At 64.9% G+C, this 24,685-nt stretch carries 26 protein-coding genes; 11 read left to right on the top strand and 15 right to left on the bottom strand.

Annotation, left to right across the window (positions count from 1 at the left end; all coding sequences use genetic code 11):
* Both DOM33_RS05430 and DOM33_RS05425 read left to right on the top strand, forming a co-directional pair.
* A complete protein-coding gene (locus tag DOM33_RS05430) occupies nucleotides 1–471 on the top strand; it encodes a TspO/MBR family protein (protein ID WP_110666516.1) in 471 nt (156 codons plus the stop codon).
* A gap of 13 nt (nucleotides 472–484) precedes the next feature.
* On the top strand, nucleotides 485–1,183 hold the full coding sequence (locus tag DOM33_RS05425) for a uracil-DNA glycosylase family protein (RefSeq protein ID WP_239495269.1): 699 nt from the start codon (nucleotides 485–487) through the stop codon (nucleotides 1,181–1,183).
* Between the two features lie 56 nt (nucleotides 1,184–1,239).
* On the opposite strand, the gene DOM33_RS05420 is transcribed toward DOM33_RS05425, so the two are convergent.
* Complete coding sequence (locus tag DOM33_RS05420) at nucleotides 1,240–1,647, bottom strand: DoxX family protein (RefSeq protein ID WP_110666514.1); 408 nt, start codon at nucleotides 1,645–1,647, stop codon at nucleotides 1,240–1,242.
* 325 nt (nucleotides 1,648–1,972) lie between these two features.
* On the opposite strand from DOM33_RS05420, the gene DOM33_RS05415 reads away from it, so the two are divergent.
* Nucleotides 1,973–3,157 (top strand): GGDEF domain-containing protein, encoded by a 1,185-nt coding sequence (locus DOM33_RS05415; protein WP_110666512.1) that lies wholly within the window; start codon nucleotides 1,973–1,975, stop codon nucleotides 3,155–3,157.
* Between the two features lie 123 nt (nucleotides 3,158–3,280).
* Here DOM33_RS05415 and DOM33_RS05410 read toward each other — a convergent pair whose 3' ends face one another.
* The 9 genes from DOM33_RS05410 to DOM33_RS05370 form a co-directional block, all read right to left on the bottom strand.
* Nucleotides 3,281–3,997 (bottom strand): phosphatase PAP2 family protein, encoded by a 717-nt coding sequence (locus DOM33_RS05410; protein WP_110666510.1) that lies wholly within the window; start codon nucleotides 3,995–3,997, stop codon nucleotides 3,281–3,283.
* Between the two features lie 10 nt (nucleotides 3,998–4,007).
* Entirely contained in the window at nucleotides 4,008–4,721 is a 714-nt protein-coding gene (locus DOM33_RS05405; RefSeq protein ID WP_110666508.1) for a phosphatase PAP2 family protein, read from the bottom strand.
* Between the two features lie 261 nt (nucleotides 4,722–4,982).
* The gene (locus DOM33_RS05400; RefSeq protein WP_110666506.1) at nucleotides 4,983–7,838 is read right to left on the bottom strand and encodes a valine--tRNA ligase; all 2,856 of its coding nucleotides are present in this window, start codon (nucleotides 7,836–7,838) and stop codon (nucleotides 4,983–4,985) included.
* A gap of 140 nt (nucleotides 7,839–7,978) precedes the next feature.
* A complete protein-coding gene (locus tag DOM33_RS16455) occupies nucleotides 7,979–8,848 on the bottom strand; it encodes an alpha/beta fold hydrolase (RefSeq protein WP_110666504.1) in 870 nt (289 codons plus the stop codon).
* 41 nt (nucleotides 8,849–8,889) lie between these two features.
* Complete coding sequence (locus tag DOM33_RS05390; RefSeq protein WP_110666502.1) at nucleotides 8,890–9,315, bottom strand: DNA polymerase III subunit chi; 426 nt, start codon at nucleotides 9,313–9,315, stop codon at nucleotides 8,890–8,892.
* A gap of 247 nt (nucleotides 9,316–9,562) precedes the next feature.
* Complete coding sequence (locus DOM33_RS05385) at nucleotides 9,563–10,303, bottom strand: SDR family oxidoreductase (RefSeq protein ID WP_110666500.1); 741 nt, start codon at nucleotides 10,301–10,303, stop codon at nucleotides 9,563–9,565.
* A gap of 56 nt (nucleotides 10,304–10,359) precedes the next feature.
* The gene (locus DOM33_RS05380; RefSeq protein WP_110666498.1) at nucleotides 10,360–10,758 is read right to left on the bottom strand and encodes a VOC family protein; all 399 of its coding nucleotides are present in this window, start codon (nucleotides 10,756–10,758) and stop codon (nucleotides 10,360–10,362) included.
* 121 nt (nucleotides 10,759–10,879) lie between these two features.
* Nucleotides 10,880–11,980: a branched-chain amino acid aminotransferase gene (locus DOM33_RS05375; protein WP_110666496.1), complete on the bottom strand. Its 1,101-nt coding sequence runs from the start codon at nucleotides 11,978–11,980 to the stop codon at nucleotides 10,880–10,882.
* A gap of 210 nt (nucleotides 11,981–12,190) precedes the next feature.
* On the bottom strand, nucleotides 12,191–13,708 hold the full coding sequence (locus DOM33_RS05370) for a leucyl aminopeptidase (RefSeq protein WP_110666495.1): 1,518 nt from the start codon (nucleotides 13,706–13,708) through the stop codon (nucleotides 12,191–12,193).
* Between the two features lie 383 nt (nucleotides 13,709–14,091).
* Here DOM33_RS05370 and lptF point away from each other — a divergent pair, with 383 nt between their 5' ends.
* The 4 genes from lptF to bfr all read left to right on the top strand — a co-directional run bounded on the left by lptF (nucleotide 14,092) and on the right by bfr (nucleotide 17,580).
* Complete coding sequence (gene lptF, locus DOM33_RS05365) at nucleotides 14,092–15,171, top strand: LPS export ABC transporter permease LptF (RefSeq protein WP_110666493.1); 1,080 nt, start codon at nucleotides 14,092–14,094, stop codon at nucleotides 15,169–15,171.
* Complete coding sequence (lptG, locus tag DOM33_RS05360) at nucleotides 15,168–16,232, top strand: LPS export ABC transporter permease LptG (protein WP_110667561.1); 1,065 nt, start codon at nucleotides 15,168–15,170, stop codon at nucleotides 16,230–16,232. The genes lptF and lptG overlap by 4 nt, the downstream gene beginning before the upstream one ends.
* A 204-nt stretch (nucleotides 16,233–16,436) precedes the next feature.
* Nucleotides 16,437–16,640: a (2Fe-2S)-binding protein gene (locus DOM33_RS05355; RefSeq protein WP_110666491.1), complete on the top strand. Its 204-nt coding sequence runs from the start codon at nucleotides 16,437–16,439 to the stop codon at nucleotides 16,638–16,640.
* Nucleotides 16,641–17,097: 457 nt separating this feature from the next.
* The gene (gene bfr / locus DOM33_RS05350) at nucleotides 17,098–17,580 is read left to right on the top strand and encodes a bacterioferritin (protein ID WP_110666488.1); all 483 of its coding nucleotides are present in this window, start codon (nucleotides 17,098–17,100) and stop codon (nucleotides 17,578–17,580) included.
* Between the two features lie 176 nt (nucleotides 17,581–17,756).
* On the opposite strand, the gene DOM33_RS05345 is transcribed toward bfr, so the two are convergent.
* From DOM33_RS05345 to DOM33_RS05325, 5 genes are all read right to left on the bottom strand, one after another.
* Nucleotides 17,757–18,848, bottom strand: a complete 1,092-nt coding sequence (locus DOM33_RS05345; RefSeq protein ID WP_110666486.1) for a 5-(carboxyamino)imidazole ribonucleotide synthase — start codon at nucleotides 18,846–18,848, stop codon at nucleotides 17,757–17,759.
* Nucleotides 18,845–19,363, bottom strand: a complete 519-nt coding sequence (gene purE / locus DOM33_RS05340) for a 5-(carboxyamino)imidazole ribonucleotide mutase (RefSeq protein ID WP_110666484.1) — start codon at nucleotides 19,361–19,363, stop codon at nucleotides 18,845–18,847. The genes DOM33_RS05345 and purE overlap by 4 nt, the downstream gene beginning before the upstream one ends.
* A 189-nt stretch (nucleotides 19,364–19,552) precedes the next feature.
* Complete coding sequence (locus DOM33_RS05335; protein WP_110666482.1) at nucleotides 19,553–19,783, bottom strand: DUF1653 domain-containing protein; 231 nt, start codon at nucleotides 19,781–19,783, stop codon at nucleotides 19,553–19,555.
* Nucleotides 19,776–20,723: a tRNA cyclic N6-threonylcarbamoyladenosine(37) synthase TcdA gene (gene tcdA / locus DOM33_RS05330; protein ID WP_110666480.1), complete on the bottom strand. Its 948-nt coding sequence runs from the start codon at nucleotides 20,721–20,723 to the stop codon at nucleotides 19,776–19,778. The genes DOM33_RS05335 and tcdA overlap by 8 nt, the downstream gene beginning before the upstream one ends.
* On the bottom strand, nucleotides 20,720–21,544 hold the full coding sequence (locus DOM33_RS05325) for a pseudouridine synthase (protein ID WP_110666477.1): 825 nt from the start codon (nucleotides 21,542–21,544) through the stop codon (nucleotides 20,720–20,722). The genes tcdA and DOM33_RS05325 overlap by 4 nt, the downstream gene beginning before the upstream one ends.
* A gap of 115 nt (nucleotides 21,545–21,659) precedes the next feature.
* Here DOM33_RS05325 and DOM33_RS16145 point away from each other — a divergent pair, with 115 nt between their 5' ends.
* The 4 genes from DOM33_RS16145 (at nucleotide 21,660) to DOM33_RS05310 (ending at nucleotide 24,606) form a co-directional block, all read left to right on the top strand.
* Nucleotides 21,660–21,869, top strand: a complete 210-nt coding sequence (locus tag DOM33_RS16145) for a hypothetical protein (protein WP_162617902.1) — start codon at nucleotides 21,660–21,662, stop codon at nucleotides 21,867–21,869.
* Entirely contained in the window at nucleotides 21,844–22,599 is a 756-nt protein-coding gene (locus DOM33_RS05320) for a hypothetical protein (protein ID WP_162617901.1), read from the top strand. Before DOM33_RS16145 ends, DOM33_RS05320 begins: the two co-directional genes overlap by 26 nt.
* A gap of 66 nt (nucleotides 22,600–22,665) precedes the next feature.
* A complete protein-coding gene (locus DOM33_RS05315; RefSeq protein ID WP_110666473.1) occupies nucleotides 22,666–23,379 on the top strand; it encodes an SIR2 family NAD-dependent protein deacylase in 714 nt (237 codons plus the stop codon).
* 267 nt (nucleotides 23,380–23,646) lie between these two features.
* Nucleotides 23,647–24,606: a bile acid:sodium symporter family protein gene (locus DOM33_RS05310; RefSeq protein WP_110666471.1), complete on the top strand. Its 960-nt coding sequence runs from the start codon at nucleotides 23,647–23,649 to the stop codon at nucleotides 24,604–24,606.
* Nucleotides 24,607–24,685: the final 79 nt, after the last annotated feature.

Here is a 24,685-nt window from a genome sequence, read left to right as displayed (position 1 = left end):
ATGAGCCGCTCTCTCGCCGTTTTTCTCGGCTGGCTGCTGCTGGTGGCGATCGCCGCCAGCAGCGGCATTCTCACGCCGCCCGGTGAGTGGTACGCCGCGCTCGACAAGCCGGCGTTGACGCCGCCGAACTGGTTGTTCCCCACTGCCTGGTCGCTGCTCTATCTGCTGATGGCCGTGGCTGCCTGGCGGGTCACGCGGGTCACGCCCGCCGGCGAGCGTCGCCGCGCGTTGACGCCATTCGTCGCCCAGCTCGTCGCCAACGCACTCTGGTCGGTCCTCTTCTTCGGCCTGAACTGGATGGTGCTCGGCCTGCTCGATCTGCTCGCGCTCTGGATGCTGATCGTGTGGACGCTGATGACGTTCCGGCGCGACTCCCCGTTGGCTTTCTGGCTGATGGTGCCGTACCTCGTCTGGGTGAGCTTTGCCGTCTATCTCAACGCCTCGCTGCTGATTCTCAACTTCCCCGCCTGATCGAGAGGTCATCTTGTCTACCGCTGCCGCCCACGCCGGTCATTCATTGCCTGCCGGCATCGAGCGTGAGCTGCGCCGTGAAGCCGCCGATCTCGAGCGCCTGGATCGCGCCGTCTATCGCCAGTTCGACCGCGATCCCGGCGAGCCCATCGTCGGTCTCGGCCCACGAGACGCCGGCTTTGCGATCTTCGGACGCGACCCGGGGCGCAAGGAGGTCGAGATCGGTCAGCCGTTCGTCGGCGCTGGCGGGCAGAAGGTGAGAGAGGCACTCCATCGCCATCGACACGGCGGGCCACTGCCCGATTTCGAGACGTCGCTTTCGGTTGGCGACGAGTGCTTCTGGATCAATACCGTGCCGTACAAGCCCGAGGGCAACAAGGCGTGGTCGATGGCGGTCAAGAAGCGCTTCCAACCGCTGGTGGCGAGACTGCTGACCGAGTGCTGGCGGGGCGATCAGGTCGTCACGCTCGGACGGGAGGCGTTTTTCTGGTTCGGCATCGGTCAGTCGCGAGAGGTGCGTGCCGATCTCGAACGCTTCTGGACGGACGAGGCGAAATTCGAATCGACGCATCGCACCACGCTGACCCTGCCTGACGGCAAGACCCGCGATTTCACGCTGGCGCCGCTGCCGCATCCATCACCCCTCAATCAGCGCTGGTTCAAGCGCTTCCCCGAACTCCTGGATCGTCGTCTCGAGCAGCTCGGGGCCTGATCACGACCCGAACTGTCAGTGGCCCCTGGCGCCGCCAGGGGCGTGTCCACGGCGTTTCAGTCCGGTCGAAGGGCGATTCGACCGCTGCCCAGTGCCACGATCGTCATCGCCACGGCGAACAGGATCGCCGGCAGTTCCAGCGCCCATCCTCCCTCCGGCGTCAGGTCGAGAGCGCGTGGCAGATAGGCCAGCGCCACGGCGAATCCTATGTCGATGGCGACCACTATTCCGCCCAGTCTGGCCCGCCAGCCCAGCAGGATCATCAGCGAACCACCGATCTCCGCGATCAGCGTGGCGTAGGCGAGCACAGTGGGGAGCCCGACGTCCTGCAGCAGGCCGGCGACCGCGATCAGCTGCGCCGGGAGGATCAATTTGGTCAGGCCGTGGATCAATAGCGCAAGGCCAAGGCTCAGGCGAAGCAGCAGCCGGCCGATATCGGGGGAGTCCAGTCGCAACGAGGGCACGAAATTCTCTTAGTCAGTGAGGCGAGGAAACGACGGCGTCGCGAGGCGGCGTACGTCGGCGACAGCCTACCAAAGCTCTCGCTGACGGGCCCGTCGCGTGCCGTGGCCGCCTTCGATCCAGGTTCTCGGAAGAGAGGACGACAAGCGTGTCGTTTATGGCTGACAGTGAAACTGGAAATTGTCTTATGTTACCCGATGGTAAAAACGGTAATAATTGGGGGTAAGTCAAAATAGCGCCTTCCCGAGAGTTCGTCCCCCGGCTCGACGTGAGTTCGCCGGTCAGTCCTTGGCGCGAGGACGATAACAACGCAAAGAGCCGCTTAGCATGTGGAGACCGCTCCTGAGTGTCTGGCAGCGCCTGGCAACGCCACCGGACACGCTCGCCGTCGAGCACCGTCGCAGTTTCGAAATCATGGCCGAGATCTATCTGCTGGCACTGGTGCTACAGATGTTCGTCGCGCCCGTGCTGTACTTCACGGGCAAACCGCTCGTCGGCCATCTCAATCTGCTCTGCGTCGTGGCCTACGCGCTGGCGCTGATGTTGCATCGTCGGCTGCATTTCGCGACGGCACTGATGCTCAAGCTGGGCAGCTTTCTGATCTTCATCGTCTATGCCAGCCTCGCCAACAAGGGGGACGACTCGCTCGTCTACTATCTGCTGTTTGCCGAAATCGAGCTGATGCTATCGGGGCTGCGCCAGCGGACCAAATTGATGGGGACAGCGGGATTGGTCGCCATCACGCTGACGATGGTTCATTACCAGCGCGGGTTTTCACCCCCGCCGGAGCTTCCGCTACTCGATCTGATCGTGTCGGAGGTGGGCCTGGCGATGGTGTTTTTCATGATCTGCGTGGTGATCCTACGCATGCTGGCGATCACCGACCGTCACGAGTACCGCCATCGGCGTGACGCCATGCACGACTCGCTCACGCTGGTGCTCAATCGTCGGGCGATCTTCGAGCGGGTCTCGCTTCTCTGGCGCCAGGAGTTGCCATTCTCGCTGGTACTCGTCGATGCCGACCGCTTCAAGGAGGTCAACGATGCCTACGGCCATACCGCGGGCGACGCCGTACTGCGTCATCTTGCGAGTGCACTACGGGAGTCGCTGCGTCATGACGACGCCATCGGGCGGGTAGGGGGTGAAGAGTTCCTCGCGCTGCTGCCTGGCGCGTCGCGCGCCCAGGCCCTGGAAGCGACGGCACGAATCCGCGAACGCCTGGCGCAAGAGCCGTGTCGCTTCGACGGCCAGACGCTGAGAGTGACGCTCTCCATGGGGGTGGCTCAGTCCGTGGAGGCCAAGAGTCTTCACGCGATGATCGAACTGGCGGACCGGCGGCTCTATGCGGCCAAATCCGCCGGGCGCGATCGCATCATCGCCGACGGCGAGTTCGACAGTGCCGCCTCGCGCAACGCGGCGCGACTCTCCAGCGGCGTGAAGTCCGCGCTCTCGGATAGCGCGGAAAAGGCCGATGACGCCGGGGGCGATACCGCACCGTTCGGGCGAACGTGAGGCGATGCGACATCCCCGGCCCGACATTCGGCGCCCCGATTCCCCCACTCATGGCTCGAGGTAATCAGTGCGACGGCCTCGGCGCGATGCCAGCGGCGTCGAATCCTAGGTGAGCAGGGGGCGTCAGTGCCAGCGCAGGAGTCGCGAAATCCCGTACTGCACCGCCGCCGCCGTGCGGCTCGCGAGGGGCGTACACAGCACCCAGGGCAGGGCGAGCAGCGCGATACTCAGGGCGCCCATGTAGACGTCGCTGAACCAGTGCGCTCCCACCATGATTCTCGGCGCGCTGAGTAGCACGACGAAGGCGACGCTCCATGCCGCGACCTGGCGGTCGGCGAAGCGCAGCATGAAGCCGGCGAACACCATCAGCATGAGACCGTGATCCCCCGGAAAGCTGTTCGAGGCGGAGTCCTTGGTCGGAATCGATACCACGTCCGTCAGCCGCATGGCGTGCTCGAAGATCCGCGTCGGACTCGGGTGTCCGTAGGCGATGCCCTTGGTCGTGAAAAGCGCCAGTACGCCCGCCGTCAGCAGCATGGTCACGCCAATTCCCGACCAGCGTGCAAGCCGCTGCGGCTGCGGGTCGCGATGAATCGCCAAGGCGAACAGGGCTCCCAGGATGGCCAGCGCGACCATGTCGAAGCCGCGATGGTTCAGCAGCGCCAGCACGTCGTCCCAGGTATTGGGCTCCGGCGTGATCAACGTGTTGAAGAACCAGAAGATACGGTCGTCCAGGTCGTTCCACAGCACGCCATGCGGCCAGGCCCAGCTCAGCAGCAGCAGCAGACCGGTGGTGTTCAAGGCAACGATACGTTTGAGGTGGAATCGCGTTGGGCGCATATCGAATGTCTCAGAAGGCATGGGGGCGGCAGCGTTGATAGATCCGGTCGAAGGCCTGGGCCATGGCATCGATCAGGCGCTGAATCTGCGAGTTGCAAAGCACCCACGGCAGCACGACCAGCGCGATGGCCAGCGCACCGAAATAGACGTCGCTCACCCAGTGGGCGCCGACCATGATGCGCGGCAGCGTGACCAGTACCGTGAGAGCCACTGACAGCGACGCGATCAGCCGATCGGCAAAGCGCAGCATGAAACTCGCAAAGACCATCGCCATGACGCCGTGATCGCTGGGGAAGCTGTTCGACGCCGTGGTCTTGGCATTCAGCGCCGTATAGTCACTGAGCAGGTTGACCTGGCCATGCCAGAGCGTCGGGCTGGGGCGCGTCATCAGAAAGTGCGTGTGCAGCAGCTCGTTGAGCAGCGCGCCGACGACCGACATGACCAGCCCGGTCGCCAGCCATTTCTGCCAGCCGCCGCTGCGGTCGCGCACCATCGCCACGTAGAGCATCACCACCAGCACGCCGAACATGACCTTGTCGAAGGCGCGCGTGTTGAGAACCGCCAGCGTCTCCGTCCAGTTGGGATAGACGGGACTGATGAACTGATTGAAGAAAAAGAAGACATCGTCGTCGAGCTTGGTCCAGAACAGAACGGTCGGCAGCCACCAGCTGAGGATCAGGACGAGCGCAAGCGCGTTGTAGAGGAGGATTCGGCGGACTTGCATGGCACATCTCAAAACGGTTTGCGCCAGTATAATTTAAGTTTTTCATAAGGAACAGTGTTTCTAAACTGGCGGCGAGGCGTTGGGTCTCTGAGAATGGCGGGTATCGGCCAGGCGTGACGCTGCAGAAACCCCATAACGAGCGACGCCGGCTTTAAAAGCCGGCGTCGACGGGGTTGTCGCCTGCAGCGCTGCAGGGGCGTGCGCACGGCGCCGCGGGATGGCGCGATACGAGAGCAGCGGTTCAGGTTGTCGGGTGGACGCTCAGCTTTCCAGCGCCGCGATCTTGTCGCGCTGGTCGACCAGTAGCTGGCGGGCGGCGAGAAGGTCCTTGAGTTTGCCGCGCTCCTTTTCCACCACGGCCTCCGGCGCCTTGGCGGTGAAGCTTTCGTTGGACAGCTTCTTCTCGATGCCGACGATCAGCTTGTCCTGCTTGTCGATCTCCTTGGCGAGGCGCGCGAGTTCGGCGTCCTTGTCGATGAGATCGGCCATCGGCACCAGCACTTCCATGTCGCCGACCAGTTGCGTGGCGGCGAGCGGTGCGCTCGTCGGGTCGTCGAGCCAGGTCACGCTGGCCAGCTTGGCGAGCTTCGACAGAAAGCGACGATTGGCTTCCAGGCGCTCGCGATCCTCGGCGTCGCCCTTGGTCAACAGCGCGTCGAGCGGCTTGCCCGGGGCGATGTTCATCTCGGCGCGAATGTTGCGCACGGCGACGATCACGCCCTTGAGCCACTCGATGTCACGAATCGACTGCGCGTCGATCTGCGCGTCGTCCGCCTGCGGCCACGGCTGCGTCATCAGGCTCTCGCCATCGACCGTGGCGACGGTAGCCGCCAGCGGTGCGACGCGCTGCCAGATCTCCTCGGAGACGAACGGCATCATCGGGTGGGCGAGACGCAGAATGGTCTCGAGTACGCGCACCAGCGTCTGCCGGGTACCGCGCTTGGCCTCGAGCGTCGCGTTCTCGTCCCACAGCACCGGCTTGGAGAGCTCCAGGTACCAGTCGCAGTACTCGTTCCAGACGAATTCGTAGAGCGCTTGGGAAGCGAGATCGAAGCGGTACTCCTCGAGCGCCTGGGTGACCTGCGTCGTGGTCTGCTGCAGCCGGGAGACGATCCAGCGGTCCGCCAGCGATAGTTCGACGCTCTCGGCGTTAAGGCCGACGTCTTCGCCCTCGGCGTTCATCAGCACGTAGCGCGAGGCGTTCCAGAGCTTGTTGCAGAAGTTGCGATAGCCGTCGAGGCGGCCCATGTCGAACTTGACGTCGCGCCCGGTGGTGGCGAGCGACAGGAAGGTATAGCGCAGCGCATCGGTGCCGTGGGCTTCGATCCCGTCGGGAAACTCGGCGCGGGTCGCCTTCTCGATGGCGCGGGCCTTCTGCGGCTGCATCATGTTGCCGGTCCGCTTGGCGACCAGCGTCTCCAGGTCGATGCCGTCGATCAGGTCGATGGGGTCGAGCACGTTGCCCTTCGACTTGGACATCTTCTGGCCCTGGCTATCGCGCACCAGACCGTGGACGTAGACCTGCTTGAAGGGCACCTCGTCGGTGAACTTCAGCGTCATCATGATCATCCGGGCGACCCAGAAGAAGATGATGTCGAAGCCGGTGACCAGGACGCTCGAGGGATGGAACGTCTCGAGTTCAGGCGTCTTCTCCGGCCAGCCGAGAGTGCCGAAGGTCCAGAGTCCGGAGCTGAACCAGGTGTCCAGTACGTCCTCGTCCTGGGTCAGCACAACGTCGTCGGCCAGCCCGTGCCTGTCGCGGACTTCCGCTTCGGTGCGGGCGACAAAGACATTGCCGTCGGCGTCGTACCAGGCCGGAATGCGATGTCCCCACCAGAGCTGACGCGAGATGCACCAGTCCTGCAGCTCGCGCATCCAGGCGAAGTACATGTTCTCGTAGTTCTTGGGCACGAACTCGATGTCGCCGTTCTCGACCGCGGCGATTGCCGGCTTGGCCAGCTCTTCGACGGCGACGAACCACTGATCGGTCAGCAGCGGCTCGATCACGTCACCCGAGCGGTCGCCATACGGCAGGGTATTGCTGATGGTCTCGACCTGCTCGAGCAGGCCCGCGGCATCCATCTCGGCGACGATACGCTCGCGCGCCTCGAATCGGCCGAGCCCCGAGTAGGCGGCGGGCAGCGTGACGTCGACATCAGTGAGGGCGCGACCCTGCAGGTCGAACGCCTCGGCGCGTTCGAGAATCGTCGCGTCCTTAGAGAAGACGTTGATCAGCGCGTGGTCATGGCGTTTGCCGACCTCGTAGTCGTTGAAGTCGTGCGCCGGGGTGATCTTCACGCAGCCCGAGCCCTTCTCCATGTCGGCGTGCTCGTCGGCGATGATCGGGATGCGCCGGCCCACCAGCGGCAGCTCGATGAACTGGCCGATCAGGGAGGCGTAGCGCGGGTCTTCCGGGTTGACCGCCACGCCGGTATCGCCCAGCAGCGTCTCCGGTCGGGTAGTGGCGACGACCAGATGATCCTTGCCGTCGGTGGTCGTCGCGCCGTCGGCCAGCGGATAGCGGAAATGCCAGAACTGACCCTGCTGTTCGCGATTCTCGACCTCGAGATCGGAAATCGCGGTGTGCAGCGTCGGGTCCCAGTTGACCAGCCGCTTGCCGCGGTAGATCAGGCCCTCTTCATGCAAGCGAACGAAGACCTCCTGCACCGACCGGTAGAAGCCGTCGTCCATGGTGAAGCGTTCGCGGCTCCAGTCGGCGCTGGCGCCCATGCGCCGCAGCTGCCGCGTGATATGACCGCCGGACTCTTCCTTCCATTCCCAGATCTTGTCGGTGAACGCCTCGCGACCGAGGTCATGACGCGTCTCGCCGGTCTCCGCCGCCAGCTTGCGCTCCACCAGCATCTGGGTGGCGATACCGGCGTGGTCGGTGCCGACCTGCCACAGCGTGTTATTGCCGCGCATCCGTTTCCAGCGCACCAGCGTGTCCATGATCGTGTCCTGGAAGGCGTGGCCCATGTGCAGGCTGCCGGTCACGTTGGGCGGCGGAATCATGATCGAGAAGGGCGCGCCCGTGCCGGACGGCGCGAAGCGTTCGTCCGCCTCCCAGCGCTCGTACCAGCGGGTTTCGATCTGATCGGGTTGGTAGGTCTTTTCCATGGAGCGACTCGATTGGGCAACGGTGACGACGACGTGCGACGCACCTCTGGCGCGGGTGCGGCATCGTAAAAATGACGGGAATTATAACCGCTGGGTGGGTGTGGCGTCAGGGTGGGGTGTGAGACGGCGCCACAAGCGAGCTAGAGCGATGACTTTGCTGCGTCTGTGAGTAGGTAATCGATGAGAAAGGCGTTTAACGCCGACTGGAAGCGCTCGGGCGCTTCGAGGTGTGGCCAGTGTCCTACCCGCGCCAAGCTCAAGAGTGTAATGGGCTTGGCAAAGGCCTCCTGGGATCGCATGAAAAGACGCTGTCTGACAGCGGGTTCGTCGTCTCCGTAAACTATCAGGGCGGGAACATTCAAGGGGACGAATAGCTGCCTTCGCTCGGCGTCTGACAGGCCGTACCGATAGTAATCGACAGTTGCCCTAGCGACCTCGGGAGGAGCAAGCGCTCTCTTAACCTCTGCAATATGCGCGTGAGGGGGCAACCAATTGGGGCTCCATAGTTCGTAAAGTGTATCCACTTCGCGCATTCCATCCGCGAGCAGCAAGGAAGCAGACTCCGCCCCTCGCGCAAGATAGTCGTTGTGGGGTCGTACTCGGCGTTCCTCGTTAGAGGAATCGAACAGAGACAAAGGAGGAACGGCGAGCGTGATCAGTGCATGGCAGCGTTCCGGCGCGATAGACGCCAAGGCATAGGCTATTGAAGCCCCCCAGTCGTGGCCAAGAATGAAAGCGCGATCGACTTCTAGGTTATCGAGAAGGGACAGAACATCCGCTGCTAACGTCGGTATCGAATAGTCGCCATCAGTCGCGACACTCGAGGGGGGGTAGCCACGTAAACTGACATTGAGCGTTCGATATCCGTGGGCATTGAGAGCCTGTTCACATGTGGTCCACGTCTGCAATGTGTCGGGAAACCCATGCAGCAAGACGACGTTGGGGCCATCACCCGACTGTCGATAGACCAGTCGGACGCTTTGCAAATCCAGAAATCCATAAGACGACATTGTCGTTCCCCATCGTTCATGGACGATTGCTGCCTATTGGTTCACAGCTTGTGCGCTTCGACTTTGTAGCCGCGATCCTTGTAGGTCTTCCAGCAGGCGCGCTTGGTGCGCAACACGTCCTGATGCTGGTTGATGATCTCGGCGACGCGTTCGACGCGGGAGAACCACTCGGGGATCTCGTCGTGAAGGTTCAGCATCGCCTGCACGCCAGGCTCGGGCACGCTCTCCCAGCCGATGGTTACCGGCGGCGCAGGCTCCATCTCGTCACCGGCGACGACGTGAGGCACGTAGCTCTCGTCGCGAAACGTCCAGAGGCGCTCGTCGACCTGGCGCGCCATCACCTCGTCCTGAGTGTGGATGTGCAGCTTGTAACCCTTGCGATAGATCGTCTCCGCCAGCCGGCAGGCGAAGTCGAGCCGCGCGTCGAGGGTGGTGTCCTGGAGGATGTAGAAATCGACTTGGGTCATGGGATTCCGTTGATGACGAGCTACGAGCTACGAGCTACGAGCTACGAGCTACGAGCTACGAGCCAGGGTTGCGAGTGACCAATGTTACCTGAGTCGGCGCCGCGCTAGCCCGAGGCAAAGCGATTCCGGCCGAGCGAGATGAGTGGCTAGGCGCCCGACGCGCAAGGAGCGAGATATCACGCGGGGTTAGGCGAGGCCCGCGCGGGTCGGGCAACGATGCCAATCGCCCGCGCAGGCCCGATCTCAACTAGACGCCGCCGTCGACGTCCACCAGCGCGCCCGTCGTGAACCCGGCTTCGGCCAGCCATAGAATCGCGTTGGCGATCTCCTGGGGTTCGCCGATGCGGCCCATGGGGATGACGTCGCCCGCGACATCGGGTTTGTCCGGGTTGCCGCCGCTGGCGTGGATGGTGGTGCGCACGACGCCGGGGCGCACGGTGTTGACCGTGATGCCTTCGCCGGCGACCTCCTTGGAGAGACCCTCGGTCATGCTGTCGATCGCGCCCTTGGAAGCGGCGTAGTCGACGTATTCGCTGGCACCGCCGAGGTGAGAGGCAGCGGAGCCGACGTTGACGATGGCGCCGCCCTTGCCGCCATGTGTGGTCGACATGCGCTTGATCGCCTCGCGGGCGCAGACGAAGGGCGCGACGACGTTGATCTTCATCATGCGGTCGACGCGCGAAAAGCTCATCTCGTCGACGCGGCTGATCTGATCGACGATGCCGGCGTTGTTGACCAGCACGTCGACGCGGCCGAGCTCGCGATCCACGGTCTCGAACAGCGAGACGATCTCGGATTCGTTGGCGATATCGGCCTGAACGGCGAGCGCCTGGCCGCCGTCGGCTTCGATTTCGGCGACCACCGCGTCGGCGGAAGCCTTGTCGCTACGGTAGTTGACCGCCACGGCGTAGCCTTTCTGCGCGGCCATCACGGCAGTCGCGGCGCCGATGCCGCGGCCGGCACCGGTAATGATCATCACGGGTTTCATGCGGCTCTTCTCCTGGACAGTGTCGTTGTCGTCGTGAGCGATCGGTGAAGTCCGACTCACTCGGCGGGCTCGATACGGTGAATGGCGCAGAGCTTGTGGCCGTCCGGGTCACGAACGTAGGCGAGGAACATCTCACCCATGGCGGCGTGACGAACGCCCGGCGCGTCCTCGGCAGTCGTACCGCCATTGGCGACGGCGACATCGTGAAAGCGCTGTGCCTGCTCGGAAGAGGTACAGCGAAAGGCGAACGTGCTGCCGTTGCCCACGGTGGCTGGCTGACCGTCGATCGGCTCGGTGACGGCGAAGGCATCGCCGTCGTGACGGTAGAAGACCCGCTGAACGCCCTTGCGTTCGCCGAGCTGGCCCGCCTCGACGCCGAGCGTCCCCAGCACGGCGTCGTAGAAACGCTTGGCGCGGGCGATATCGTTGGTACCGATCATGACGTGGCTGAACATGTGTCTCTCCATGGTGAAACGGTAGCAACAAGCGTGACACGGCGACCACAAGCACGATGACCGCCCTGCAGGCGGTCATCGTCGCTCGAGTCGGCGCTCGGGCATTCAGCGTAGGTCGGAATCAGGCCAGCTGCATCAGCCAGCCGCGGGTGTCTTCGCTGCGACCGTACTGGATGTCCAGCAGCCGCTTGCGCAGTCGAGTGCTGATCGCATCCGCTCCCACCTCAGGCGTGACCACGCGATCCGCTTCGGTCACCAGCTGGCCGATCTGGGTGATCACCGCCGCCGTGCCACAGGCGAACACCTCGACGATCTCGCCGCTGGCGATGCCGTCGCGCCACTCATCGATGCTGATGGCGCGCTCTTCCGGCGTCAGGCCTTCGTCGCGGGCGAGTTCGAGGATGGAGTCCCGCGTCACGCCCTCGAGGATGGTGCCGGTCAGCGCCGGCGTGACCAGCCGGCCGTCCCGGTAGACGAAGAACAGGTTCATGCCGCCGAGCTCTTCGATCCAGCGGTTCTCGGCGGCATCCAGAAAGGCGACCTGGTCGCAGCCGTGGGCTTCCGCTTCGGCCTGGGCCAGCAGCGAGGCGGCGTAGTTGCCGCCGCATTTGGCTGCCCCCGTACCGCCGGGGGCAGCGCGGTTGTAGTGCTGGGAGAGCCAGATCGAGACCGGCTTGCCGCCGCCCTTGAAGTAGGCCGCCGCCGGCGAAGCGATCAGGTAGTAGTCGACTTCGGCGGCGGGTTTCACGCCCAGCGACTTGCCGTTGCCGATCATGAACGGGCGCAGGTAGAGGCTGCACTCTTCGCTATCGTTCTGCGGCGTCGGCACCCAGGCGGCGTCATGCGCCAGCAGCGCCTTGAGCGAGCCGAGGAAAGTCTCGTCGTCGAGTTCCGGCAGGGCGAGGCGGCGCGCCGAGGCGCGAAAGCGCGCGGCGTTCTTCTCCGGGCGGAAGGTCCAGACCGAGCCGTCGGCGTGACGGTAGGCCTTGATGCCCTCGAAGATCTCCTGGCCGTAGTGCAGCACCGGCGAGGCCGGATCGATCTGCAGCGGACCGTAAGGGCGGACTTCCCCGCGCTGCCAGCCGGTCGGCTTGCTCCAGCGCACGTGGACCATGTGATCGGTGAAGTAACGCCCGAAACCCGGGTTGGCGAGAATGCCGGCGCGAAGACTCGCGTCGAGCGGCGTGGACGAGGGGCGGGCTTCGAAACCTTGAGTGGACACTGCGGCTCTCCTGCGGCGGTGACGCCGACGTATCGATGGGCGGCGTCACGCGAGTCGTTCGATGAGGTGTTGAGGGGACTGCGGTCGATGACGATGGCATCCGCCGACGCGCGGCGGAGATTCAAATTAGCATGCAAACGGTTGGGTGCGAAGAGGGGCGCCGAGCCCCTCTACGACCGTCGTCCGCCCGCCATCGTCCGCGGGCCGCTATCAGGTTTCGTCGGTGACGACGTGCTCGTTCTCGCGATCGAGCAGATAGCGAGTCAGCAGCCCCACCGGACGACCGCTGGCGCCTTTCTGCTTGCCACCGGTCCAGCCGGTGCCGGCGATGTCGAGGTGTGCCCACGGGTACTTGTCGGCGAAGCGTGACAGGAAGCAGGCGGCGGTGATCGCCCCGGCCGGACGTCCGCCAATGTTCGCCAGATCCGCGAAGTTGGAGTCGAGCTGCTGCTGGTAGTCCTCCCACAGCGGCATGTGCCAAGCGCGATCCCAGGACGCTTCGCCGGCGTCGAGCAGGTCGAGGGCGAGATCGTCGTCGTTCGAGAAGAGCCCGCTTGCGTGGTCGCCCAGCGCAATCATGCAGGCGCCGGTGAGGGTGGCGATGTCGACGACGCTGGCCGGGTTGAAGCGTTCGGCGTAGGTGAGCGCGTCGCACAGCACGAGTCGGCCTTCGGCGTCGGTGTTGAGAATCTCGACGGTAAGGCCCTTGAGCGTGGTGACGATGTCGCCCGGCTTGATCGCCCGACCGTCCGGCATGTTCTCGGCACTGGCGACGATGGCGATCACGTTGATCTTCGGCTTGAGGGCGAGAACGCTCTTCATCGTGCCGAACACGCTCGCCGCGCCGCACATGTCGAACTTCATCTCGTCCATGCCGGCGCCGCCCTTGATCGAGATGCCGCCGCTGTCGAAGGTGATGCCCTTGCCGACCAGCACGTGAGGCGCCTCGTCGGTGTCTTCCGCGCCTTGGTACGTCATCACGATCAGCTTGGAGGGCTCTTCGCTGCCGCGACCTACCGAGAGCAGGGAGTGCGCGCCGAGGGTCTCGAGCTGCGCTTCGTCGAGAATCTCCACCGACAGGTTGCCGCCGGAGCCGGCACCCATCTCTTCGGCCTGCGCGGCGAGATAGCTCGGCGTGCAGATGTTGCCCGGCAGGTTGCCCAGCGTGCGGGCGTAATTGACGCCGTCGCCGAGGGCGGCGCCGATACGTGCCCCGGCTTCGGCGGCCTCACTGTGCTTGGCGTCGTCGATGATCAGCTCCACCCGCGAGAGGGCGGCCGCCGGGATCGGCGTCGATTTGCACTGATCGAAGCGATAGACCGCGCGGATCGCCGCTTCCAGCGTCATCTGGGCGCTCCAGGCAATGTCGCGATCGTCGAGCGTGGCATCGGTGAAGGCGACGGCGGCGCTTGCGACCGGCAGCTTGGCAAGGCTTGCGAACGCCGCGTCTAGCGCCTTGCGCAGGCTGCCTTCATTGAAGCGCTCGCGCTTGCCGAGCCCCACCAGCATCAAACGCTCGCCGCTGAGCCCCGGGGCGAACGGCACCAGCTGGACGTTGGCGAGTTCCGGGGCGAAGTCGCCGCGTTCGAGCAGTTGGGCGATCAACCGTTCGCTGGCGTCATCCAGCCTGGCGGCGGCAGAGAGCAGGTCGCCGTCCTCGAACAGCGGTACCACGAGGCAGTCGGTCTCGACCTTGGCCGGATTGACGGTGATTACGGAAAATTCCATGTCGTCTCCAATGAACGATTGCGCTGGCTTTGCGTCACAGGTCTCGGCGGCGAGACAAGTGCTTAATGATTCCGGATAATGGCGCCGGTCGAAGATGACGACGAGGCTGAAAGCCGCGAGAGAAATAAAGTCGCGAGAGAAAAAGCCACGCATCGCGCCATCCGACCGCTTGCGCGAGCGTCGCGCTTGCCACGTGAAGGACGAACTCGAACCGGTCTTCGCGCCAGTTTACGCAATGCGCGCCGAGGTTGCACAAGCACGCCGGCGCCCTTAGGCCGCTACCCGCGAGGCGCGTCTCGAATCTTTCGGAAGGGCTTCTCGTCGATGCCGCGCGACGCTCGATAGGAAGTCAGACCAGGGGTGGATGTTGCCAGGAGTCTAGATTGATCGTATTCCGCTATTTGACACGCGAGATCCTGCTGACGATGTCGGCGGTCGCCGGCATTCTGCTGATGGTCATCATGGGTAGCCGCTTCATCCGCTACTTCACCGATGCCGCGCAGGGGGAGCTGCCGCTGGGCGCCCTCGGTACGCTGATGCTCTTTCACATGCCCAGCTTTCTCGAGCTGGTGCTGCCGCTGTCGTTCTTTCTCGCCATTCTGCTCGCCTACGGCCAGCTCTATCTCAACAGCGAGATCACCGTGCTCGTCGCCTGCGGCATGAGCCCCAACCGACTGCTGCGGGTCACGCTGCTGCCGGCGGCCATGATCGCCGCGCTGGTGGGTGCCTGCAGTCTGTGGGCGACGCCCTACGGGGCGGCGCACAACGAACGCCTGATCGACGAGCAGGAGAGTCAGCTCGACTTCTCGCTGCTTTCGCCGGGCCGTTTTCAGGATTTCGGCAACTGGCGCACCGCTTACACCGAGCGTCTGAGCGAAGACAATTCGCGCATGGAAGGGGTGTTCATCAGCGAGCGGGAGACGCGGCCCGACGGCACCGAGGCGCAGGTCCTCACCCGGGCCGAGACCGGCTATCAGACCGTCGACGCCGAGACCGGCAGCCGTTTTCTGGTGCTCTCCAACGGCTCTCGCTACAGCGTCGACCCCGGCAGCGCGGCGGGGCAGCGTCTCGAATTCGGCAGCTACGCGGTGCGGCTCTCCGTCGACGAGACCCAGGAGCGCAACGACGATCGCGAACTCATGAGTACGCCGGCGCTGATCGCCGACGGCGGCGAGGAGGCGATGGCGCAGCTGCAGTGGCGGCTGTCGATGCCGCTGATGATCCCGATTCTCACGCTGCTGGCGCTACCGCTGGCCCGGGTCAATCCACGCCAGGGACGCTTCGCCAAGCTGCTGCCGGCCATCTTCCTCCACGTGAGCTATCTGAGTCTGCTGCTCGCCGCCCAGGATGCGATAGCCCGCGGGAGCCTGCCGGCGAGCATCGGCATGTGGCCGATCCACGCGGTCTATGCGCTGCTCGGGCTGATACTGACCCGCCGCGACCAGAAACGGGGAGGCCGCTGATGTTCGACCGTCTCGATCGCTACATCGCCCGCAACGTGCTGGGGGCGATGCTCGTCGTGCAGATCATGGTGCTGGGGCTCGATCTGGTGATCTCCTACATCAACGACCTCGGCGATGTCGGGGGCAACTACTCCGCCTTCGACGTGCTGCTCTATCTTCTCATGCGCCTGCCGTGGCGTTTCTACGAGTACGCCCCGGTGGGCGTGCTGATCGGCTCGCTGATCGGACTGGGGACGATGGCCTCCAGCAACGAGCTGACGGTAATGCGGGCCGCGGGGCGTTCGCTGGGCCGCATTCTGCTCGGCGTGCTCAAACCGCTGGTGCTGGTGATTCTGATCACCATGGCGATCGGCGAATACGTGAGCCCCGTCACCGAACAGCACGCCGCGGCCTGGCGGCTGGAGCAGTCGGAAGGGGCCGATGCGGTGCTCTCCCGCGGCGGCGGCTGGCAGCGAGAGGGGGATGATTTCTATCGCTTCGGGACCATTCGCGCCGACGACACCGTCATCAACGTGCGCCGCTACGTCTTCGACGACCAGGAGCTGACGCAGGCCTCGGAAGCGGAGCGCGCGGTCTGGGAGGGTGATGCCTGGCGGCTGGAGAACGTCGCGACGACCTTTTTCGACGACGACGGCACCCGGGTCGAAAGACGCGAGAGCGAGACCTGGGAGACCGCGCTGACGCCCGCCCAGCTCAACCGGCTGCTGCGCCCGCTGGATAGCCAGCCGGTCACGAGTCTGTGGAAGTACGCCAGCTACCTGCGCACTCAGGGTCAGGAGGCGACCCAGCCGCTGCTCTACTTCTGGCAGAAGATTCTGCTGCCGGTGACCCTGGCAGGGCTGGTGCTGCTGGCGGCGTCGTTCGTCTTCGGCCCGCTGCGTACCGTCGCCGCCGGCACGCGGATCTTCTATGGCGTGATCGTCGGACTGACCTTCAAGTACCTGCAGGACCTGCTGGCGCCGGCCTCGGTTCTCTTCGGTTTCTCCCCCGCGCTGGCGGTGATCGTGCCCACGGCGACCTGCTATCTACTGGGGTTCTGGCTGCTGCGACGCACCGGCTGAATCCGCCGGCTCCTCGTCATTCTCGTAAGACGCACGCCGCGCCCTCCGGGCGCGGCGTTTTTGCGTGACGGCGACCCGGGGTGGCGTTGCGGCACCCGAGAGCCGCAACTCGACGAAAGTCGGCCGTATTCGCACACGATTCCTAGTTGAAAGTGCCTATGCGAATCATTTACATTCACGACAGAGCCGATCAAGGGGTTTGCCGTGTACGTCTGTCTTTGCGTGGGTGTCACCGATCGAGATATCGAAAGTGCCGTCAGCGACGGCGCGAGAAGCTGGCGTGCGGTGCGCGAAGCGACCGGCTGCGCCGGCCAGTGCGGCAAGTGCGCCTGCACCGGCAAGCAGGTCATGCGCGAGGCGATCAGCCGAGAGTTCGAGATGTCGCCGGATCTCGCCTATGCCGTGTAGCGCCGTTGTCTCGCGGCATCCGCGCCTGCGGTACGGCTCGCTCGTTCTCCAACCGCTTCTGCTCATTGATGCTTCCACTGGGGGCGGCGTGTCGTCATCCCTTGACCGACACCTCGCGGTTCCTTGATCGATACTTCACGGCCGATGGGCGATCCCGAACCCCTCCCCGCGCAACATCAGCCGTTTCCCGCCTCCATGACATCTCCTTGATCACGCTCGATAATTTCGACGCAAGCCGCCGATCGAGCGGACATCGCGGCGCGAGTCGTTATCACCCGCGTTCTCACCTGCCAATCGATAGCAGATGAGAGGGTTTCGTAAGTAACTGTTATGCTTGAGTTTTTAGCCTCCGGGGTGGATACTTGCCGCACAGCGGGCGAGCCGATAGCATCGGTTCGGCTGGACGGGAGGGCGCTTTTCGGTGTCTCCCCTTATTTCATTCGAGGAGATCACGATCATGAAAGGCGACCCCCAGGTCATCGCACATCTGAACACCGTACTCGGCAACGAACTCGTCGCCATCAACCAGTACTTCCTGCACGCCAAGATGTACAAGAACTGGGGTCTGAGCGTTCTGGCCAAGTGGGAGTACGACGAGTCGATCGAAGAGATGCAGCACGCCGACCGTCTGACCGACCGCATCCTGCACCTCGAAGGCATGCCCAACCTGCAGGATCTGGGCAAGCTGCAGATCGGTGAGAACGCCAAGGAGATGCTCGAGTGCGATCTGCGCATCGAGCAGAAAGCCTGTGCCGATCTCAAGGCCGCCATCGACCACTGCGAAACGGTCAACGACTATGTCACCTGCGACATGCTCATCAAGATCCTCGAAGACGAGGAAGGGCATATCAACAAGCTCGAGGCAGAACTGAAGCTGATCGATCAGGTCGGTATCCAGAACTACCTGCAGAAGCACATGTTCGCGACCGACAAAGAGTAAGACCCGCAAAGAGTAAGTCCGGCCGGTCGGGCTCTCGCCGTTCGCGTGAGCCTGCCGACAGCGGCGCCGATTCGTCGCGCGCCCACGCAAAAGCCCCGATGTCATCGACATCGGGGCTTTGTTTTTTGGTCCGCGTGCTGTGCGTGGCGCAACGGGCCCGCCAGCGCTGGGGCGGCTCAGCCCAGGTCGTTGACCAGCAGCGCTTCCACCGCCGCCACGCGCTCGGCAAGCGTTCTGTCGTCGACGGCGAGCACCGTGACATGGCCGATCTTGCGGCCGGGGCGGGGCGCCTTGCCGTAGTCGTGCCAGCGGGCGCCGGGCAAGGCGAGAACGGCGTCGCGATTCGGGAAGGCGCCGATCACGTTGAGCATCGCGCACGGTACCAGCCGGGTGGTGTCGCCCAGCGGCAGCCCGGCGACGGCGCGCACGTGGTTCTCGAACTGGCTGGTGGCGGCGCCCTCGATGCTCCAGTGACCGGAGTTGTGCACTCGGGGGGCAATCTCGTTGGCAAGCAGACCTTCACCGGTGACGAAGAACTCGAACGCCAGCGTGCCGACGTAGTCGAGCTTCTCCATGACCCGGCCGATCGCTTCCTCGGCCTGGCGCTGCAGCGGATGGCCCGGCTGCGGCTCGGAGCGGTGGAGGATGCCCTGGCGGTGTTCGTTGCGCGCGACCGGCCAGTGGCGGATCTCGCCGTCGCGTCCGCGTACGGCGATCGCCGAGATCTCGTGATCGAAATCGATGAACCCTTCGAGAATCAGCGGCATCTCGCCGAGTTCGGCGAAGGTACCCGCCACGTCTTCGGCTTCCCGCAGGACCTTCTGTCCCTTGCCGTCGTACCCCATGGTGCGGGTCTTGACCACCGCCGGCAGACCGATCTCGGCAACCGCAGCGTCGAGATCCGCCTGCTCGTCGATCCTGGCGATCGGCGGCACCGCAATGCCGAGCTCGCGGAAGAGCGACTTCTCGACCCAGCGATCCCGCGCCGTTGCCAGCGCCTGGGCCGGCGGAAAGGCCGGCCGGTGCTCGGCGAGGCGCTCGACTGCCGCGGTGGGAACGTTCTCGAACTCGAAGGTGATGGCATCGCACTGCTCGGCGAGACGCGACAGTGCCGTCTCGTCCTGCCAGTCGGCGCGCAGATGCTCGCCGTGCGCGCTGGCGCAGGGTGCCTCGGAGGGGTCGAGAAAGGTGAAGCGGATATCCAGCGGCGCGCCGGCCTGGGCGAGCATGCGCCCCAGCTGGCCGCCGCCGACGATGCCGAGTCTCATGGCGTCACCTCGCTGTCGTCTTCCTGAGTGGGACGGGGATCGGGGGCGTCGAGCACTTTCTGTGTCTGAGCGGCGCGATAGGCCTCCAGCGCTTCACGCACCGGCTCATCGTGATTGGCGAGCATGGCGGCGGCGAGCAGGGCGGCGTTGACCGCCCCGGCGCGGCCGATGGCGAGCGTGGCGGTGGGAATGCCCGCCGGCATCTGCACGATGGAGAGCAAGGAGTCGACGCCGGAGAGCGTGCTCGACTTTACCGGCACGCCGAGTACCGGCAGGCGCGTCTTGGCGGCGCACATGCCCGGCAGGTGCGCGGCACCGCCGGCACCGGCGATGATCACCTCGAGGCCGCGTTCGGCGGCGGTCTCGGCGTACTCGAACAGCAGATCCGGGGTGCGGTGCGCGGAGACCACCCGGGTCTCGTGCTCGATCCCCAGCTGCTCGAGGGTCTCCACCGTATGGCGGAGCGTCGACCAGTCCGACTTCGACCCCATGATCACGCCAACGCGTACGCTCATGCTTGCTTCCTCTTGTGCTTTCACCCCTGAGAACGACCCCGACGGCACTCGCTGAGCGCTCGCCGTTCGGAAAGCAGCGCATTGTACGGGAAATCCAAAACTGACGGGAAACCGCGAACCGCCGAAAACCCTAAAATCACGCCGGGGACGGCATCCGTTCGTGCGCGGCGACGCCCATCGGGCCCGGCGTCAGTGAAACGCCTTCTCCAGCGCGAAGCGCGCCACCGGCTCGCCGTCGATCTCGACCTCCTCGCAGAACATGCCGAGGGGCCGTACCCAGAGGCCGTAGTCACCGTAGAGCGCGCGGTAGACCACCAAGGATTCCTCGGTCTCGCTGTGGCGGGCGACGTCGAGCACTTCGTAGAGGGCGCCCTTGTAGTGGCGGTAGATACCGGGGACGGGGCGTGAACGCTCACTCATCGGGTTGGGCTCCTGTGGGTGTCTGGGAAGATTCGCTGGCGGTGGCGTCTCGCCGCGCCTTCTCGGCCAGCCGGGTCAGCACGCGGCTGGCCGCCGTGAAGCCGAAGTTGCCGGTGACCACGCTCACCGCGCCGAAGCCGGAGGCGCAGTCGAGCCGGGTCGATTCGCCCGGCGCGGGTTTCTGCAGGCAGACCTCGCCATCCGCACCGGGGTAGACCAGCTGCTCGTCGGAGTAGACACACTCGACGCTGAAGCGCCGCTTGGGGTTACGCGAAAAGCCGTGATCGCGCCGCAGCTTCGAGCGCACCTTGGCGAGCAGCGGGTCGTGCTGAGTGCGGGTGAGATCCGCCACCCGGATGCGCGTGGGATCGGTCTGGCCGCCGGCGCCGCCGGTCACGGTGATCGGCAGCTTGCGCCGCTGGCAGTAGTGGATCAGCGCGGCCTTCGCCCCCACGTGATCGATGGCGTCGATGACGTGGTCGGCGTCTGCCGGGATGCGCTCGGCCAGATTGGTCGGCGTGACGAAGGCGGCGTCGGCGATCACCTCGATCCCCGGCCAGATCGCTCGACAGCGCTCCGCCAGTACCTCGACCTTGGGCCGGCCGATCTGGCCGTCCAGGGCGTGGAGCTGGCGATTGACGTTGGAGACGCAGACGTCATCGAGATCGATCAGCGTCAGCCTGCCGATGCCGGAGCGCGCCAGCGCCTCGGCGCTCCAGCTACCCACGCCGCCGACGCCCACGACGACGACGTGGGCGCCGCGGAAGGCGTCGGCGGCGCGCCGGCCGTAGAGGCGTCGAATGCCGCCGAAGCGGAATTCGTAGTCGTCGTCCGGTGCGGGCGCCGCCCGTGTCTCTTGCACTTCGCCCGCGGCGGGCGCCTTGGCGGCGGGGGTAGCATCTCGGAGGGCGTCGTCTCTGGCGTGATCGTCGGTCGTCATGGCGTGGTGTCGCAAGGGTGAGTGAAGTCGGCAGCGGCGGTGATGGCGGTATCGGCCTGATCCGTCCAGCGCCAGCCGCTGACCGGCGCATGGGTCTGCCAGCCGAAGCGGGCCAGCAGGCCGGCAAAGTGCGGATCGCAGGCGGCGCTCAGCGATAGCGAGCGGCCACTCACCGGATGCGGCAGAGTCAACTCGACCGCGGCGAGCAGCAGATGCGGGCAGTCGAAATAATCGCGGAAGTAGCGATTGTGAATGCCCTTGCCGTGCTTGGCGTCACCGATGATCGGGTGCGCCGCGCCGGCCAGGTGGCGACGAATTTGATGGCGCCGCCCGGTCTCCGGCGTCGCTTCCATCAACGAGTAGCGCGAGCGGGGGTAGCGATCGACGGCGGCGTCGATCTCCACCGTCGCCAGCCGCTTCAGGTGCGTCACCGCCGGCTGCGCCGGCATCTCGGCCTTGGGCCGGGTGCCGTCCTCCTCGCGCAGCGGTGCATCCACCGTCAGCGCTTCCGGGCCCCAGCCGCGCACCACCGCCAGGTAGCGTTTCGTCGTGCGCTGTCGGGTAAAGGTCTCGGTCAGCGCCGCGGCGGTCTCCGAGTCGAGCGCGAACAGCAGCACGCCGCCGGTGGGGCGGTCGAGCCGATGCACCGGGTAGACGTGGCGGCCGAGCTGGTCGCGCAGCGTCTGCAGCACGAACCGCGTCTCGCCGCGGGAGAGCGCCGTGCGGTGCACCAGCATCGCCGGCGGCTTCACCACCGCGACCAGATGCGCGTCCTGGAAGAGCACCTCGAGAGGCGAGTCGTTGAAGAGACAGTCACTCATGGAACGGCGAACGCAGTGTTGAACGGGCCGCTATTGTCGAGGCGGTGCGCATCGACCACAAGCGCTACTTAGTCGGCGTGGTGACCGTAATAGGAACGCGGCAGGCGCTTTCTCGATGAGGCTGAAGACACGTTGTATCGGTCGAGAGCGCGTTGTCGAACAGCGGCTCACGACCAATTTCGATATCTTGATGGCCATCGACGAAGTCGTATCGAGACTGGCCGATACGATCGCCCCCTTTACCGGCAAGGTTGTCACCGATGCTATTTCAGTTCACGTGGTGGGAATCACTCTTATTGATGGTGATTTACGCCTGGCCGCTTAGCCTCTTGGTGCTGTTCATATCGGTTGCCGTTGGCATCGCCCACTGGCGGCGCTGGTGGGGGCTATGTATCGCATTGCCTGCCTTTGCGCTCATGATCGCCGTGGCGTGGATTCCAGCGAAGGAAGCCTGGTCGAGTTACCAGAGCCATCAGCGACACAAGCACCAGGGGTTGGCAATCGCCGAGGGAATGCGAGCCGACAAGGCTCAGGCGTATGCCGACTGCCTGCTGCGCTGCGATGATTACTATATTGGCCGGTGGGTCGAGAAGGGGACTGACAGTAGCGTTGACGCACTCAGACAACGAGCGGCCCAGGGGGTCTTGCGTAAAGAGAGTATCGACGACATGCCGGCGCAGGCGGTTCGTGCCGTGACGATGATCGCGCATGTCACTTTGGCAGAGGAGGGGCAGCCGACACAGCAGCTGGCTCACTTGCACAAAGCCATGTCTCTCGCCGAATCCTCGTCGCTGTGGGCGTGGCTCGAGACGCAAAAAACCCTACCCGGCAATCGTTACGCCTTCGAAAATCGAGTCGACAATATTCCCTATGACATCCTCGTTGCAGAATATTCCCTCAGGAAAAGCACCGACGCCAACGCGGAGTTCGCGTGCGACCCGGCGCGTTTCGAAATGTTCTACGCCCGGATCAACTCTATTCTTCGTTCGGACCCGTGTCGGACGCTACGCCAGCATTGGCAGTACGAGCAACACGGGCGCGGCTTGGGGGCATGATGTGTCATGTACCACGCTCGGATCAGTGATCGTTTTCCAGAATCATCGACCTAGAGGAGGCGCCACATGCCTGAATCTCCAACACGTCATCTCGTCGTACTCACCGGCGCGGGTATCAGCGCCGAGAGCGGCTTGAAGACGTTTCGCGACGGCGACGGCCTGTGGGAGAACCATCGGGTGGAGGATGTCGCCACGCCGGAGGCCTGGGCGCGGGACCCGGAGACCGTGTTGCGCTTCTACGACGAGCGCCGGCGTCAGGCGCGGCTGGCCGAGCCCAACCCGGCTCACAGGGCGCTGGCCGAGCTGGAAGCCGCAGGTTTTCGGGTCAGCGTCATCACCCAGAACATCGATGACCTGCACGAGCGGGCCGGCTCCCGCGATGTACTGCATCTGCACGGCGAGATTCGGCTTGCGCGTTCGTCGGCGGATGCCGAGCTCCGCTACCCGGCGGGGGAGCGCATCCGTCTCGGCGATCTCTGCGACCACGGCAGTCAGCTCCGCCCGGACGTGGTCTGGTTCGGTGAATCCGTGCCGCGCTACGCCGAGGCCTGCGATGTCGTCGCCGAGGCCGATGCGCTGCTGGTCGTGGGAACGTCACTGGCGGTAATGCCGGCGGCACTGCTGCTCGAGCAGGCGCCCATCGGCGCGCCGTGCTGGCTGGTCGACCCCCACGCCCGGGATCTCGCCCCTGCCGGCGTCAGCGCCATCGCCGAGCCCGCGAGCCGGGGCGTGCCCGAACTCACCGCGCGATTCATTCACGACGGCGGGTTCGGAGGCTGATGGCGATCAAGCCTCGAGCGCCGATGCGTGATTGTCCGTTGTGATGGACGCGATGAGCGCGCGCTAGCGGTATCAGCCCAGCCAGTGCGAATTTAGACTTCGGGGCTATATCAGCGGTCTGTGCGCGTGCGGCACAATTGCCGGCCCTGTCGGGTGACCGAGAGTCGCCCCGGGGGACCACGCCTCGTCTCATCGCCGCCGGCCCGCCGCCAATCCGCGTTAGCCGTACCGGCGAAACCTTGGGTCGCCAATACCAGGATTCACACCATGTTCGAACGCATCAACCGGCTCTTTCCCGTGTGGGCCGTGCTGCTCGCGGCGATCGCCGCCTTCCAACCCCAGCTCTTCGTCGGCTTGAAGGGGGACATCCAGACCCTGCTGATCGTGATCATGTTCGCCATGGGGCTGACGCTCACGCGAGACGATTTCGCCCGCGTGATCAAGGCGCCCAAGCCGATCGCGGTGGGGGTGATCCTGCAGTTCCTGCTGATGCCGCTGGCGGCGCTGCTGGTCTCCCGCGTGCTCGATCTCGGCCCGGAGCTGACCACCGGCATGGTGCTGGTAGGGGCGACGGCCGGCGGCACCTCGTCGAACGTGATGGCGTGGCTCGCCGGTGGGCACGTGGCGCTGTCGGTGACCATGACCATGGTCTCGACGCTCATCTCGGTGGCGGCGACGCCGTTTCTGACCTGGCTGATCGTCGGTCAGACCATCGATGTGCCGGTGTTGGGGATGCTGCTGAGCATCGCCAAACTGGTCATCGCGCCGATCGCGCTCGGCGTGATCGTTCATCACCTGCTGGGCCGGCACATCCGTCGCATCGAGCCGGCGCTGGCGACGCTCGCCATGGCCGCCATCGTCGTGATCATCGCCATCGTGGTGGCGCTCAACGCCGGCAACCTCGCCACGCTCGGGCCGATCGTCGCGCTGGCGGTCATCGCTCACAACGGCATCGGGCTTGCCGGCGGCTACTGGGCGAGCCGGGCACTCGGCTTCGACGTGCGCACCGCACGCACCATCGCTTTCGAGGTCGGTCTGCAGAACTCCGGGCTGGCGGTCACGCTCGCCAACCAGTTCTTCACCGCCGGGGCCGCGCTGCCCGGGGCGCTCTTCTCGGTCTGGCACAACGTCTCCGGCTCGCTGCTGGCGGGCTACTGGAAGCGTCGCGGGGTCGCTGGAGCGCCGCAGGAGAAGACACCGAGCGCCGACGAGAAGCGCACTTCATGACGCGGAATTGATACAGATCTTTCCATAGTTCACCGTTTAGACGACGGAGCGCAGTGATAGAATGCGCTCCGTTTTTTCA

It is taken from the genome of Salinicola halophilus, assembly GCF_003206155.1.
GTDB lineage: Bacteria > Pseudomonadota > Gammaproteobacteria > Pseudomonadales > Halomonadaceae > Salinicola > Salinicola halophilus.
This window is presented reverse-complemented; position numbering and strand designations above follow the sequence as displayed.